The following is a 14517-nucleotide window of genomic DNA, read 5'->3' on the forward strand; positions in this document are numbered from 1 at the left end:
AATATACTGCCAATCATTACTCCTAAACTCCCTCCTATCAAGGAACCAATTGGCATAGCAGTCCCGCTTAAACTAAATGATGCAGAAAAAACCCTACCTAATAAATGTTTTGAATAATGTGCTATGGGAATGAATAATAAGAGTATCGATTGAATACTTTGCGTAATAATTAGCAACGGACGAATAGGTAATCGATCAATTAATGGTCCAGATATAAACTGAATAAACCTAGGTAAAATCGTAAGGAAACCAGCAAGCCCTGTATAAAACGTAGATCCTCCCAAATCATAAACAAGCCACATAGCCGCCACTGTGTATAAACTATCACCAATATTTGAAATGACTCTTCCGAAAAACATAAATGAAAAATTTTTGTTTAAAAAGATTTTCATGTAGTCCCCCCCTCTTTATCATCATTCTTAGTCGAAACAATTTTTACTCCGATACTATACTCCCGGTATTCTGTTTTTTCTCGACTTACTGAGGATTTTTGTATCCATTTCTCGAGAAAGGATTTGAACTCCTCCGTCATTTGTTCCTTTTGATCAGAAGAAAGATATAAGCGAATACTTAGTGCTGTTGATTCGCTAGCATTAAATCCCTCTTTTAAAACTGGATCAATAGTTTCTGAATGAATTGAATTAAACCATTTTCCTCTTGATTTGTAGTATTTTTCAGTTACTCCACCCACTTTTTTTTCTTCTACAAGTTCTAGTAGGCCACCTTCGTATAACTTTTTTATGTGATAATGAATATTTCCACCTGATTGACCTAACAATACCGCAACTTGTTTTGCGGTTTTAGGACTGTCTATTAGTTTGCTAATAATTTTTATTCTAAGTGCATTTCCCAGAAGTTTCGCTTGTTCAATTGAAATATTCATTCGTTTATCGTTCATTGATCTTTCACTCCTTTATTGATCTAAAAAAACAGATCAACAATCTAAATTATTAGATTGTAATGATATAAAAAAAAGACATACATTTATTTAGAGAACCCAGCAGAAAATTAAGTTTATTACACTTAACTCATATATGCTTAAATTTCACCGTTTCCTCCATTAGGAAGGTTTTCATGTTTCTACTTCACCAAGTGTTATGTACGCAAAGTGGCAAATCTCCTTAAATAATTCAGCCATTCTTGGACGTTCTAGAAGTAGCAAATACTATGGCTTTTGTTGACTTCTGACAGTTCAATAAAAGCTCAAACATTTGCTCACGGTAAGTGTATCGTATATCTATCAGACCTTCAAGGGGTAAAAACATATTCTTTTCCCCATGTCCTCGTTTCATCTACTCTATGCCCCTTTGGCAGTAAGGACTTTGTTGTATCGCAGTCTCATCCAAGGGAATCTAGTCTAATATGAAGTTCGTGTTCCTCGCTACTGAAATTTGCTACTGCCTTTCCTTCAGATTCTAAGTCGCCCTAGACACCCTTGTCTTAAGTTAACGGTTACTACGTTCGGGACTTGAACCTTATAGAATGTGTACATGCCTAGCACACAAAGAAAAAGCGTGATAAATCTATCACGCTTTTTCCACAAGGTAAAAGGGGGCATGACTCATTTTATATTGTAAGAGGGGGTAATGAGTCATTTTCTTTATTGATAATGATTTTCAATTTCATTATACAAATTCCATTTCCTCCTGTCAACCCCTTTTAAAAAAGTTATTTTATCATTTTGTATTTATTTGTTTAATCTAATTGAGACTATTTAAACAGATTCTATTCTTGAATGCTTTAATGATTATGCTCGCACAGCAGGAAGTAATTCATTACCATTCTTACTCCTATGTTCTATCCAGCCTTGTTTCGCTTCAAGAGCAAGAAGAAGTATTTTCTTACTGGAAAGCAGAACCGATACTTGAAAAACGAAACCAATTTATAACGAACGGCTACAAGCTTTTGCATTAGAGCCAAATGTAGAAAATCTAATTAAATCTATTGTGTATAACGTTGTGTTAGAAGGACGCTTTTTTTACTCTAATTCCCAAGGTGGCGGAATAAAAGATAATTTCTATGATCCACCTAACTGGCTGTATCGTCTCCCCATCAAGTAAGAGGTTGGAAGTGCGTATTATCTCTTCTAACCTCTCAAAGACTTCGGTATTCGCTAGATGCTTTTTTTAGATCCCTCTCATGATGTGTAATCTTTTTTTGAGAATAAAGAAATCGAAAGACATAGGCAAAAATAGCTATAAAAACCCGTTTATTTTGTTACATTTATGATTTTTTAACAAAATGTACTTGGCCACAAGAATTAAACAAGGTAAGATAGTAATAGGATCGCATTTATTATATTAATATAATTAGGAATTTCTTCTCAGAAGCGTTTGACAAAAAATAGCACCCATTAAGTTTTTATCGTTTCCTGTGTCAAAATGATCATTTTTCACATGCCATTAAGGAGGAGAGATCACCATCATTCTTCTTATAAAAAATAAAATAAGAATACTTTAAGACGATAAATAAAGTGAAGCATTTGGGTTTTCCCTTGCCTTCCTGGGATCAGAGTAGAACAGAGGATTAGATCGCTGCTGCCTAGCTTTCCTTGTCCTGATGCAGCACCTTTGTGATCTACTTTATAAGCTTCAATCAGTAGAATGAAAGAGAAAGTACATAGCATTTATCACAGAGTGGAGGAATTGTGTTGAAAGTAAAAAGTAAAATAAGTGTCGCTAGCAAGCTGATATGTGGCTTTGGAATGGTGCTATTATTATTAATCATTATTTCAGTATTCTCAGTCATGCAAATTATGAAGATCAATACGAACTATACTAAATTAATAGATGACCGTTTCACGAAGCTCGTGCAAGTAGAAGAGATCAGAGAAGAGGTAATCAAGCAATCGAATGCGATTCGCGGATATTTGTTAACTGGTGAGCAATTGTATTTAGATAACTATAATGAATCGATCGAAACATATCAAGATACTTTAGAGGCATTCTCAACGTCAATATATTCTGACAAAGGACGAAAATTACTCGTTGAACTTGAAAATGCGCAACAAGAATATGAAACTCGCCTTAAAGAAGCTGTTGCTTTTAAGAAAACAAATAATCGAGAAGCATATATAGGCCTTGTCCAGAATGAGATTAGAGATGGGATTGCACGTTTTACTGAATCTGCAGACAATTTGGTTCTCTTTCAAGCTGAGATTTTAGAGAAAGTCGTAGCAGAAGAAACAGCAAGAACAAACACTGTTAAAACGACGGTTATCATGATAAGTATTGCTGCAATTGTAATCGGACTAGTATTGGCTCTTCTGATTAGCCGGCAAATTTCTATTCCTGTTGTAAAAGTATCAAATGCCATGAAGAGAATGGCAACTGGGGATCTTACAATTGAAAAAATTAAAGTTAAAAATCGTGATGAGATAGGTGAGCTTGCTTCTTCTCTTCATTCCATGGCTAAAGATTTACGCAGCGTTGTCAAACAAGTTGCGAATTCAAGCAGCCACGTAGCAGCCGCTAGTGAAGAACTCTCAGCTGCTTCAGAGCAAAGCAATTCAGCAGCAGAACAGGTCGCAATTATTTCACAAAAAAGTGCAACTGGCTCAGAAGTACAAATTCAAGAATTTAATATGGCTACCACTTCTATACAAGAAGTAGTCTCTGGCATCGAACATATATCAAAAGCAAGTGAAGATATGCTTGATTCGACTGTTGATGCTTTAGATACATCTAACAAAGGAGAAGCAGCGATTGAAAAGGTCTTTCACCAGATGAATGCCATCCACTATTCAGTAGAGCAAACAACTGATATTGTTCGTTCTCTTGACGAACATTCACGAAATATTAGCAGTATTATTTCCTTGATTACTGATATTTCGGATCAAACAAATCTGCTTGCTCTCAACGCTGCTATTGAAGCTGCACGCGCTGGAGAGCATGGTAAAGGTTTTGCAGTCGTTGCTGAGGAAGTAAGAAAGCTAGCAGAACAATCTCGCCATTCTGCTGACCAAGTCATTAAGACTATTGTTCTCATTCAAGAGGAAACAGAAAAGGCCGTTCAACTTATGGAAAAGGATAGTCAACAAGTCCAACTAGGCATGACAGATACAAGTGAAGCAAGAGATTCCTTTAACGACGTCGGAAATGCTATTAAATCCGTAACAAATAAAGTCCAGGAAGTTTCTGCTTCAGTCGAGGAAATCAATGCATTAACAGTGCAATTAATGGGAAATATGCAACAAGTAAACGAAATTGCTCAAAATGGACAGCAGAACGCTCAAGAAAGCTCTGCTGCTGCAGAGGAGCAATTGGCAACGACGGAAGAAATTTCTGCTTCAGCACAATCCCTAGCTCAATTAGCAGAGCAATTGCAATCAGTTATTTCACGTTTCAAAATTTAATATGGAAAGCATTCGTCTTTTATTTCGGGCGAATGCTTTTTGCAATAGAAACTTGATTTGTAACTTCAGCAATTAAGAATGCCCAGTTCGGCATCACAATGAACTGGGCTTACAAATTAGCGTCTTTTTAAGATGATAAAAATATTAGCTGAATCGCTCGTTAGTCGCAAACACTTCAACATGTGTCCCTTTCGTGTCAATCGTTAGAAAATTGACTTGACAGGCTGGAAATGCTGCACGAATTGCTTCTGCCAACGACTGTCCATGTCCTTTGGCGGCAAATGTTAAAATAGTTGGACCTGCTCCACTGATCGCACTGCCATATGCCCCATTTTCCTTTGCGAATGCTTTCACGTCCAGCAATTCAGGAATAAGCTGTGTCCGATAAGGCTCATGATAAAGATCACTTTCCATCATTTTCCCTGCAGTCTCAAAGTCTCCTTGCATAAGTGCAGCAATCAACACATTAGCAATAGCACTTCCAGCAATTGCGTCACCGTAGGCAATGTTCTCCGGCAAAACCTTCCTCGCATCTTCAGTCTTCAGCTCATAGGCTGGTATTGAGACAACGACATCTAAATTTATTGAAGGAACTTGTATTAAATGCAATTTTTCCTCTGCGCTTGCATGGTAGTTACCAATCACCATCCCACCTAATAAGGATGCGCAAATATTATCAGGGTGCCCCTCAATTTCCGTCCCTAACAATAATTTTTCCTGCATTGTTAAAGACAAACCACAAACCGTGTTGACAAGCTCAATGCCCGCAGCAATCGCAGCTGCACTACTGCCAAGTCCCCTTGCTAATGGGATGTCACTATATAATACTACTTTGCAAGCAGGCAATGTCACATCATAGCGATCAGCTGCTAGTTTAGCAACTTGATAGATTAAATGCTTCTTTCCCGAAGGCAAACCTACTAATACTGGCGATTGATGATGAAAAGACCATTCATCGGCAAGTGTAACATCGATTGTCAAGTACTTGCTCAAAGCAAGGCCAATCGAATCAAATCCTGGCCCAAGATTGGCAGAGCTTGCTGGGGCTGTTATTCTCCATGCGTTCAAGAGTGAACAACCCCTTTAATATAATCAAAGACGGCTTCTTCATCATTTGGTAAAAGAATCGGCTCTGTTTTAATTTGTTCTATTGCCGTTTGTGGATCTTTCAGTCCGTTCCCAGTTAAAACTGCAGCTACTACACTTCCAGGAGAGATATCTCCATTTCGCCGTTTTTTAATCACACCTGCGATCGATGCACAGGAAGCCGGCTCTGCAAAGACACCATCTTTTTGGGCAACTAGACGAAACGCTGCTAAAATTTCTTCGTCCGTAACAGAATCAATTTTTCCTTCCGATTCTACACTAGCCGCCACCGCTTGTTTCCAACTTGCAGGATTGCCGATCCGAATCGCCGTTGCAATTGTTTCAGGAGTAGAAATGATTTCATTTTTTACAATCGCAGCCGATCCTTCTGCTTCAAAACCAAACATGCGCGGCAGACCGGTTTGCTTTTTATCATGATATTCTTTAAAGCCTTTCCAGTAGGCAGTAATGTTCCCAGCATTTCCAACTGGTATTGCCAACACATCTGGTGCTTTTCCTAGCTGATCACAAACTTCAAATGCAGCCGTTTTCTGCCCTTCGATTCGATAAGGATTAACCGAATTTACTAACGTAACAGGCGCTGTTTCACTTAGTTTACGAACCATGGCCAGTGCATCATCAAAGTTCCCTTCAATCGACACAATTTCTGCCCCATATATCATCGCTTGAGCTAACTTTCCAAGGGCAACTTTTCCATGCGGTATGACAATAACTGCCCGTATGCCTGCGCGAGCAGCAAATGCTGCTGCTGCTGCTGACGTATTTCCAGTAGAAGCGCAAATCACCGTTTTGCTCCCTTCCTCTACTGCCTTTGCAACTGCCATCACCATGCCGCGGTCTTTAAATGAACCTGTCGGGTTGGCTCCTTCCACTTTTGCATATAATTCAATATCCAGCATCTTCGAAAGATTTTCCAAGTAAATAAGTGGAGTGTTGCCTTCATTTAAAGTTAATAAAGGTGTTTGATCCGTTATTGGCAAAAATTCTCGATATGTTTGAAGCAATCCGTTCCATTTCATGATTGACTGGCTCCTTCCACGCGATAGCAACTTTTTAATTCAGTCACAACATCTAAATCGTTTAATTGTTGAAAAATGACATCGAAATCACCTTGTGCTGCCCGATGTGTCACTATAATAATTTCAGCTAATTCTTCTCCTTTTAATGGAAGCTGTAATATTTTTTCAAAGCTTACGTTATTCGCTGCAAATAATTGCGTAATTTCTGCTAAAGCACCGACTTTTTCTTTCACATGCAAGCCAATATAATATTTCGCATACTTTTCATCCGACTGTTTAAGCTTCTTTTCAAATTGCGGCAAAATAGCATTACGTCCATTAACACCAAGGCGCATATTTTTTAGCACCTTCACGACATCCGAAACAACAGCGGTTGCCGTTGGCATACTGCCTGCACCAGGTCCGTAGAACATTGTTTCGCCAACCGCTTGACCATATACATAGACAGCATTAAATTCGTTTTGCACGGAAGCTAGTGGATGCGATTCTGGTAGAAATGCCGGCTGTACACTAATCTCTGCCCCATCTTCATCACGATCTGCAAAGCCGATTAATTTCATCGTATAGCCAAGCATTTTTCCATATTGCAAATCTGTTTTTGTCACCTTACTAATTCCCTTTACTACGACATCTTCTAAATCGATGTCCATGGAGAATGCAAGGCGAGCAAGAATCGTCATTTTCCGCGCTGCGTCTAAACCTTCAACATCAGCAGTTGGATCTGCCTCCGCAAACCCTAGCTCTTGTGCATTGCGAAGCGCAGTATCATATGAAAGACCTTCTTGATCCATTTTTGTTAAAATATAGTTTGTTGTTCCGTTTACGATCCCCATGACTGTTGTAATATGGTCTGAACCAAGTCCATCCGCCAAGCCTCCCAACACTGGAATGCCGCCAGCTACACTTGCTTCATATAAGAGATCGCAGCCGTTTCTACTCGCAATTTCCTCCAGCTCAGAACCGTATAGAGCAATTAAGTCTTTATTTGCAGTCACAACGTGTTTCCTTGCCTTTAATGCATCAATGATATAGGTGCGTGCTTCCTCTACACCGCCCATCACTTCTACAATGACATCTACATCAGCATCGTGGATGACATCATTTGCATCTTGAGTTAGAACCGTATCGTCAATCTCCACATCTCTTTTTTTATCCGTATCACGAATTAATACCTTTTTTATGTTGACTGGACAGCCAACTTGATGTACTAAACGTTCCTGATGATTTTGAATCAGCTTCACAACCCCTGATCCTACTGTTCCTAAACCAAGCAGGCCAATCGAAATTTTTTCTTTCAAAGCCTCTCACCCCTGTGTATTTTTAGAAAAGACAATTGTTTTTATATAAAGGACATTATAAACTACTTTGAATACTGATACAATAGTTATTTTACATGTAAGCGATTTTGTAATATAGGATTGTCCAAAGGTGAGAGATTAGTAGTGTAACGTGCTATCATTCATACCTCTGATTTCTTGAAGGATAGCGTCCTAAAAACAAAAGAAAATAGTACCCTTCTTTTTAAAAACGTTGGGGTGGCATTCTACTAAAAATATTGGCTAATCAATATTAAAGCTTAGTAAAAAAGAGGCATTCTTTCATTGTGTGGCTTTTTTTGCTCAAATTTAATGTTATTGATTCATGTTTTCACATCCAATAGACAATGATTACTTTTATACCATAAGAAATAAGTTTGAAAAATCCACTTGATCTTGACGCTGCGTTAAGAAGTATGCTTTGTTTAGCACAGCTGTGGCAAAGTATATTTTTAAGGAGTGTCGCATTCTAATGGAAATTAGTTTTTGGTTATTTATTGTATTTTTAATATTATTTGAGCCGATAATTGGTTATTTTATTTTTAAGAGATTTAAAAGAAATGTAAAAACAAGTCCGGGATTAAGAATAAAATATTATTTTTATATAATAAAAGGACTATGGATACCGACCGTTTTTATTTTCTCTTTGGTTGCTTTTACTGACTTAAAATTACATCACATAGGACTTGCCTTACCTACAATTAATACAGATACATTAGGGACTTTAACCACTTACATAGGATTTAGCGTCGGAATTCTCTACCTTTTACTTCTTTTATATTATGGAATTAGCTATAAATATAGTAAAAAAGCAAGAGAAAAAATCAATCAAGCAAATCAAAAGCAGAAAAACGAAGTAGCCTATGCGGAGATTTTTCCGGTAACACCAAAAGAAAAAAAGGTGTGGAACTATGTTTCTTTAACAGCTGGAATTACAGAGGAGATTATCTACCGGGGATTTTTAATATATGCCATTCTATTCCTGTTTCCTGATATGAATATATGGCTTGCTATACTCATCTCTTCCGTTTTATTTGGACTTGCACATTCATATCAAGGGTTTACAGGTGTGATAAAAACAACAATTATTGGGTTGTTTTTTACAATTATTTATATAGGATTAGGCTCCATCCTGCCATTAATCTTGTTTCATTTTTGTATTGATTATATAGCGAAATTTGGAGAACATGATCAAAATAACGCTACAAAAACCGTTCAATAAGTTGAACGGTTTTTTACTATGGACAAAGCGGAAGATTCGTTAATCGTTATTTGCTGATAGTTTTTAATATAATTTCATATAAATTCTTTTTTCCACTTGTATCGAGTATTTTCTCTAAATAGACGGTCAATATTATTATCCTTCATATAACCAAGAGAGTACATTCTAAAAATACAAATAATTCTTTATTTTAAATTAGAGTCTAACTTTATTTCAGGAGACATGATGTTACAAAAATTTGGATTCTCACAATATGAAAGCCAAACATTTGAAGCTGCACTCTCAAGCAATGAACCACTTGATGCAACAACAATTGTTAAATATGGTAAAAATGTATAGCCTTTTACAGCCAGATAGTTTCAATCAAAAAATTCCATTAAGGTTTATTCCATACAAATTGAAAAAGATGATAATAAGCAATCAATATCATTTTAAAAAATCCGATAAATAAAATGAACGAATTCAATTACTCTTTATATGAGGGTAGTGAATTAAGTTTAATAAAAAATAGGTTAAGGAGGTGTAAATTATGTATGTATCCTTTTCAGCGAAAAATGCTTCATCCTTTATAACCAATGACAAGCATGTATTCACACGTCATCAAACAAAAGCAGTAAGTCCACAAGCGAACAACAACAAACAAGATAAAGTCATCATTAGCAGCTTCGCACTTAAGAGCTTTGGCAAAAAAACGAATAATATGATGCTTAAACGTTTAATGGAGCAAAAGCAAGCTTTAATGGAGAAGCGTCATCAATTAAATGAGGATGATATAAGCCCAGAAATATTAAAAGAGAAAATCGAAGCTATTAATGAACAAATTCGTTCCTTGGAAAATGAAATGCAAAAAATACAATTAGAGGAACAACGAAAAGCTTTGGGTGTAGATGAAGAAAGCAATAAAGAAAAACAACAGCAGCAGATAAAAAACGAAGACAACAGCCCAAATGAGAATAAAACGTCAAAAACAGATTTCTTTGTTTCTCAAACAATGAATGCTATTGTTTCAGCAAATAGCGAAATGGCAAAAATCGACGGTGTCAAAAAGGCGCAACATACACTCCGATCGGAAGCAAAAAGCTCGGGTGGCCAATCTAAGGATCTTGATAATGCCGATGAATTAAATGCTAAAATAATGGAAATATGCAGTGACGCTAACAAAAAGTTATCAGAGAATATAAAAACACTAGAAAAGACAAATGACGAACCTCCCGAAAACAATCCAACAGAGGCAAACGATTCTACTGAAAAAATGGCCGGAGACCAGAAGCATCAATCTAGACAAAAACAGTATTTATACAAAGATATCTTGAAAGATAACGTCGTTTCAGTTGGAACAAAGGTTCATTTTTCTGCTTAATAAAAAGTTTAGGGGCTGAACCAAATCAACCTTGGGACAGCTCCTACATTTTTACGTTAAGAAGATTGTAATGCGTCTATTGCTGCCTGCAGTGAAGCATGCGGTTGTTGGCACATATAATGCTCACAAATGTAAACAACAAATGGCTTATCCATCGTGATTTGATCATGCCAATAAAAAGATTGATTATCCTGCCTGCTTTCGGCTGTCGCTTCGATCCAAACTGCAAACGGTTGATATTGTGCATGAAGTTCATTTAGAAAAGTCTGCCGCTTTGTTTGATCGTAGCCAGTTACAACGATTTCCTTTCCCTCCGCATAAGTAGCCATTAACGCTTCCATCAAGGAAAGCAAGCCGCTTGGATATGCATCCAATTCCTGTTGAAAAGCACCAAACAGTTGCTTTAAACTTCCCTTTGGCGTTTCCTCTCCAGTTAATTTAGATAAGCGCCATAATTGAAGGGCAGCAACATTATTTCCAGATGGCATCGCATCATCAAAGCTTTGTTTCTCGCGTGTAATAAGGACTTCAGCTTCTTTATCTGTAAAGAAAAAACCGCCGCGTTCATCATCCCAAAAGCGTGAAAATAACTGTTCTCTTAATTGAAGCGCTTTTTGTAAATGGCCGATAGACCCAGTTGCTTCATACAACTCTATATAGCCCCATAGCAAAAAGGCATAATCATCGACATAGCCATGAAATTTTGCTTCCCCATCACGATAGCGAGCAAAAAGCTGGCCCTCCTTCCAAAGCTCCTTTTCAATAAAAGCAGCTGCCTTCTCAGCAGCATCAATGAAGTCTGGCGCTTGAAACACTGCTCCGGCTTTGGCAATTGCTCCAATCATTAGTCCATTCCAAGCTGTTAAGATTTTATCATCCAAGTGCGGATACACTCGTTTCTCTCTAGCCTTCAGCAATTGATGCTTTACTACTTCGAGTTTGTCTTTCAAATTGTCATCATGAATTTGGGTATAAATGAGATTAGGAATATTTTTCCCTTCAAAATTTCCTTCCTCGGTGATATCGTATACATCAGCAAACAATTCCCCATCTTCATCCCCAAGAATCTCAACGACTTCTGCTTTCGACCAAACGTAGTATTTCCCTTCCACTCCTTCACTATCAGCATCTATAGCAGAATAGAAGGCGCCCTCTGGACTCATCATTTCTCGCTTAATAAAAGCAATTACTTCAAACGCAATTTTTTTCCAGCGCGGCTCTCTTGTTAATTGGTATGCTTCTGTTAAAACATGAAGCAACAATGCATTATCATAGAGCATTTTTTCAAAATGGGGCACAAGCCATTGTTCATCTGTTGCATAGCGGGCAAAACCACCGCCAATATGATCATAAATCCCACCATTCACCATGGAGTGAAGTGTTTTCTCCACCATTGTCAGGGCCAGTTCTGTTCCTGTCCAATGGTGATAGCGAAGTAAAAACAATAGTTTGTGCGGCGTTGGAAATTTTGGTGCTTGGCCAAATCCTCCATAAATGCTATCAAACTGCTGCGCCACTTGCTGGTAAGCTTGATGGATCACTTTTTCAGGAATTTCAGCAGCTGTCGTTCCTTTACTCTGTTCTGTTAACGAACTTGTGATTTTATCAGCGAAGGCTGCAATTTTTTCCTTTTCCTGCTCGTATTTTTCGTGAAGCTGGGTAAGCACATCCATCATTCCAGGTCTTCCATATTGACTATGCTTAGGAAAATACGTTCCTGCATAAAACGGTTTTTGCTCTGGCGTTAAAAACACCGTTAAAGGCCATCCGCCTTGGCCAGTAAGCATTTGGCAAACAGTCATATAAATAGAATCGATATCGGGGCGCTCCTCTCGATCAACTTTAATCGCAACAAAATGTTTATTTAAGAGCTCGGCTACTTCTTCGTCCTCGAAGGATTCTTTTTCCATAACATGGCACCAGTGGCAAGTACTGTAGCCAATGCTTAGAAATATTGGTTTATTTTCTTTTTTTGCTTTTTCAAATGCTTCGGATTCCCATTCGTACCATTGAACAGGATTATAAGCGTGTTGAATTAAATATGGGGATTTCGAATTAATTAGGTGATTTGCTTTCCGATCCTGTTTATCAAAGAATTCTTTCATCAGGAAGCACCCTTTCGTGGTTAAATTAGGTAAATTCATCTTTTACCTTCATTATACCCTTCTATTCAAACGAAATTCCAACGAGGATCGTTTTGTGACAATTGGTTATAAAACAAGCTTAACAAATCAATAATAGAGTCAATATACTCGTTAGATCCAATCATTTTTTAAACTCCTCTTTTATTCCCCCATACTAAAGTATGTAGTTGAGGTAGAACTTTACTATCATTCATTTCTTTACAGTTCAAAGTCTTTTCTATTAACCATTGATATTTTTTTAAAAGATAAGGAATAAGCTTATCATTATCTTTTGTGTTCACATATCCATTTCCTACTTGAAGATAAAATGGTACTGAGGGAAATAGAATATGAATATTTTTTGCATATGAAAAGTCTTCATCATTAAATACTACTACCTTTAAATTTACATTTTCTCTATTATCCAATTTCCGGATTATCTCCGATAACTTTTCATAATTTGTTCTCATTCCAGAACTTGGCGGTTTAGGAGATATCGTAATATCATCAATACTGTATAACCAATCTTGCCATTTACTCCCTTGCGTCTCTATAGCTATTCGATATCCATGTATTTTTAACAAATGAACTAAATGCCCCATTTGAGGAAGTAAAACAGGATTTCCTCCTGAGATAGTAACATGAGAAAAATTATCTCCCCCAATTTCTTTTATCTTCTTAAATATATGTTCTGAGGTCATCATTTTTATATATTCTTTACCTGAACCATCCCACGTAAATGAAGAATCACACCAATCACATGAATAGTCACAACCAGCAGTCCTAATAAACATGGTTTTTACACCAATTACGGCTCCTTCACCTTGGATAGTTGGGCCAAATATTTCAAGAACAGGTATAAGCTTCTGCATTAATTAACACCCTTTTTAGGTCTATAAACAACATAACTAGTAGGGGTTTCTCTGACAATAACCTGTATACATTTAGGCTTATTAGATTCTTGATCTAGATAATCTTGTATTGATTTCCATATTACTCGTGCTACAACTTCAGTAGATGGATAGTTTAATTTATTAAATTCCGGGAAATCGTTCAATAGCTGATGATCATATTTTTTATGTACGATCTCCTTTATTTTTTTAAAATCAACTAAAAAACCTGTATGGTTTAAATCATTGCCAACTATAGTTAAATTAAGAAAATAAGTATGCCCATGGACATTTTTACACTTCTTGGCATCGTCGTGAGGAATATAGTGTGCAGCTGCAAAATGAAAATCTTTGTTTAACTCGTATTGAAATTGATGGATGGGTTGAGGATAAAATTGCTGTATCATATAAAATCCCCTTTCTTCATCATAAAATCTTCATATCCTTTTTTTCTTAGTTCGCAAGATGGACATTGACCACACCCTTCTCCCTTTATCCCTTCATAACAAGTAAGAGTTTTATCTTTCACATATTCCAGCCTTCCTAATTGCTCTGCTAGTTTCCATGTTTCTGCTTTATTTAACCACATCAAAGGTGTGTGAATAACAAACTGATTATCCATTGATAAATTTAGAGTTACATTTAAAGATTTTATAAAAATATCTTTACAATCAGGATAACCGCTAAAATCTGTTTCACAAACTCCTGTAACGATATGATTAGCGTCTAATTGTCTTCCTAAAATTGCAGCGTAAGATATGAAAAGTAGATTTCGTCCTTCAACAAAAGTTGAAGGTAACCCATTCTCACTCTTTGAGACTATCATTTCTCTTCTTGTTAGGGCATTCGGTGATAATTCATTTAACTCATGTAAATTTATAACTCGATGATTAATTCTTAAGTCTTTTGCGATTTCCTCGGCACAGCTTATTTCATCAATATGTCTTTGTCCATAATTAAAAGTAACTGCCGTTACATCATTGAAATGTTCTAGTGCCCAAAATAGACATGTTGTACTATCTTGTCCTCCACTGAAAACTACAATAGCATTCCTTCTCTTATTGCTGTGAGCAGTCAAAAAATCAACTCCCTTAAATAGTTATTTTACTAGAAGGAACTTTCAGAT

General features: G+C 36.8%; 11 protein-coding genes and 4 pseudogenes. 6 read left to right on the top strand and 9 right to left on the bottom strand.

Going from position 1 to position 14517, the window contains the following annotated elements; all coding sequences use genetic code 11:
- Positions 1–113: 113 nt before the first annotated feature.
- Positions 114–392: pseudogene (locus J2S08_RS22735) on the bottom strand (MFS transporter); the annotation flags it as partial.
- Positions 389–898: an ArsR/SmtB family transcription factor gene (locus J2S08_RS06620; RefSeq protein WP_307227862.1), complete on the bottom strand. Its 510-nt coding sequence runs from the start codon at positions 896–898 to the stop codon at positions 389–391. The pseudogene J2S08_RS22735 and the gene J2S08_RS06620, both read right to left, overlap by 4 nt.
- A gap of 833 nt (positions 899–1731) precedes the next feature.
- On the opposite strand from J2S08_RS06620, the pseudogene J2S08_RS06625 reads away from it, so the two are divergent.
- The 3 genes and pseudogenes from J2S08_RS06625 to J2S08_RS22465 all read left to right on the top strand — a co-directional run.
- Positions 1732–1985 (top strand): annotated as a pseudogene (locus J2S08_RS06625) (ribonucleotide-diphosphate reductase subunit beta); the annotation flags it as partial.
- Between the two features lie 662 nt (positions 1986–2647).
- Positions 2648–3412: pseudogene (locus tag J2S08_RS22460) on the top strand (MCP four helix bundle domain-containing protein); the annotation flags it as partial.
- Entirely contained in the window at positions 3407–4354 is a 948-nt protein-coding gene (locus J2S08_RS22465) for a methyl-accepting chemotaxis protein (protein WP_370875644.1), read from the top strand. The pseudogene J2S08_RS22460 and the gene J2S08_RS22465, both read left to right, overlap by 6 nt.
- Positions 4355–4498: 144 nt before the next feature.
- Here J2S08_RS22465 and thrB read toward each other — a convergent pair whose 3' ends face one another.
- From thrB to J2S08_RS06645, 3 genes are read right to left on the bottom strand one after another with little or no spacing between them, the layout of a single operon-like run.
- Positions 4499–5422 carry a homoserine kinase gene (gene thrB / locus J2S08_RS06635; protein ID WP_307227866.1) on the bottom strand — a complete coding sequence of 308 codons (924 nt, stop codon included), beginning with the start codon at positions 5420–5422 and terminating at the stop codon, positions 4499–4501.
- Positions 5419–6480, bottom strand: a complete 1062-nt coding sequence (gene thrC / locus J2S08_RS06640) for a threonine synthase (protein WP_307227868.1) — start codon at positions 6478–6480, stop codon at positions 5419–5421. The genes thrB and thrC overlap by 4 nt, the downstream gene beginning before the upstream one ends.
- Entirely contained in the window at positions 6477–7778 is a 1302-nt protein-coding gene (locus tag J2S08_RS06645) for a homoserine dehydrogenase (RefSeq protein ID WP_307227870.1), read from the bottom strand. The genes thrC and J2S08_RS06645 overlap by 4 nt, the downstream gene beginning before the upstream one ends.
- A gap of 490 nt (positions 7779–8268) precedes the next feature.
- Between J2S08_RS06645 and J2S08_RS06650 the strand changes: the two genes are divergently transcribed.
- The 3 genes and pseudogenes from J2S08_RS06650 (at position 8269) to J2S08_RS06660 (ending at position 10378) form a co-directional block, all read left to right on the top strand.
- Positions 8269–9018 (top strand): CPBP family intramembrane glutamic endopeptidase, encoded by a 750-nt coding sequence (locus tag J2S08_RS06650; protein ID WP_307227875.1) that lies wholly within the window; start codon positions 8269–8271, stop codon positions 9016–9018.
- Between the two features lie 225 nt (positions 9019–9243).
- Positions 9244–9342 (top strand): annotated as a pseudogene (locus J2S08_RS06655) (TrmB family transcriptional regulator); the annotation flags it as partial.
- Positions 9343–9547: 205 nt separating this feature from the next.
- Entirely contained in the window at positions 9548–10378 is an 831-nt protein-coding gene (locus J2S08_RS06660; protein WP_307227877.1) for a hypothetical protein, read from the top strand.
- A gap of 56 nt (positions 10379–10434) precedes the next feature.
- On the opposite strand, the gene J2S08_RS06665 is transcribed toward J2S08_RS06660, so the two are convergent.
- The 4 genes from J2S08_RS06665 to queC all read right to left on the bottom strand — a co-directional run bounded on the left by J2S08_RS06665 (position 10435) and on the right by queC (position 14469).
- Positions 10435–12483 carry a thioredoxin domain-containing protein gene (locus J2S08_RS06665; protein ID WP_307227879.1) on the bottom strand — a complete coding sequence of 683 codons (2049 nt, stop codon included), beginning with the start codon at positions 12481–12483 and terminating at the stop codon, positions 10435–10437.
- 167 nt (positions 12484–12650) lie between these two features.
- Positions 12651–13373, bottom strand: a complete 723-nt coding sequence (queE, locus tag J2S08_RS06670; protein WP_307227881.1) for a 7-carboxy-7-deazaguanine synthase QueE — start codon at positions 13371–13373, stop codon at positions 12651–12653.
- Positions 13373–13798 (bottom strand): 6-carboxytetrahydropterin synthase QueD, encoded by a 426-nt coding sequence (gene queD / locus J2S08_RS06675; RefSeq protein ID WP_307227883.1) that lies wholly within the window; start codon positions 13796–13798, stop codon positions 13373–13375. The genes queE and queD overlap by 1 nt, the downstream gene beginning before the upstream one ends.
- On the bottom strand, positions 13795–14469 hold the full coding sequence (gene queC / locus J2S08_RS06680; protein WP_307227885.1) for a 7-cyano-7-deazaguanine synthase QueC: 675 nt from the start codon (positions 14467–14469) through the stop codon (positions 13795–13797). Before queC ends, queD begins: the two co-directional genes overlap by 4 nt.
- Positions 14470–14517: the final 48 nt, after the last annotated feature.

It is taken from the genome of Bacillus chungangensis (genome assembly GCF_030812995.1).
Taxonomy (GTDB): Bacteria; Bacillota; Bacilli; order Bacillales; family Bacillaceae_C; genus Bacillus_CF; species Bacillus_CF chungangensis.

What these genes read in the sequence shown, in the direction of transcription:
- J2S08_RS06665 (WP_307227879.1), bottom strand. Translation starts at nt 12,483, where the DNA reads ATGAAAGAATTCTTTGATAAACAGGATCGGAAAGCAAATCACCTAATT.
- queD (WP_307227883.1), bottom strand. Translation starts at nt 13,798, where the DNA reads ATGATACAGCAATTTTATCCTCAACCCATCCATCAATTTCAATACGAG.
- queE (WP_307227881.1), bottom strand. Translation starts at nt 13,373, where the DNA reads ATGCAGAAGCTTATACCTGTTCTTGAAATATTTGGCCCAACTATCCAA.
- J2S08_RS22465 (WP_370875644.1), top strand. Translation starts at nt 3,407, where the DNA reads ATGGCTAAAGATTTACGCAGCGTTGTCAAACAAGTTGCGAATTCAAGC.
- J2S08_RS06650 (WP_307227875.1), top strand. Translation starts at nt 8,269, where the DNA reads ATGGAAATTAGTTTTTGGTTATTTATTGTATTTTTAATATTATTTGAG.
- J2S08_RS06660 (WP_307227877.1), top strand. Translation starts at nt 9,548, where the DNA reads ATGTATGTATCCTTTTCAGCGAAAAATGCTTCATCCTTTATAACCAAT.
- thrC (WP_307227868.1), bottom strand. Translation starts at nt 6,480, where the DNA reads ATGAAATGGAACGGATTGCTTCAAACATATCGAGAATTTTTGCCAATA.
- J2S08_RS06620 (WP_307227862.1), bottom strand. Translation starts at nt 898, where the DNA reads ATGAACGATAAACGAATGAATATTTCAATTGAACAAGCGAAACTTCTG.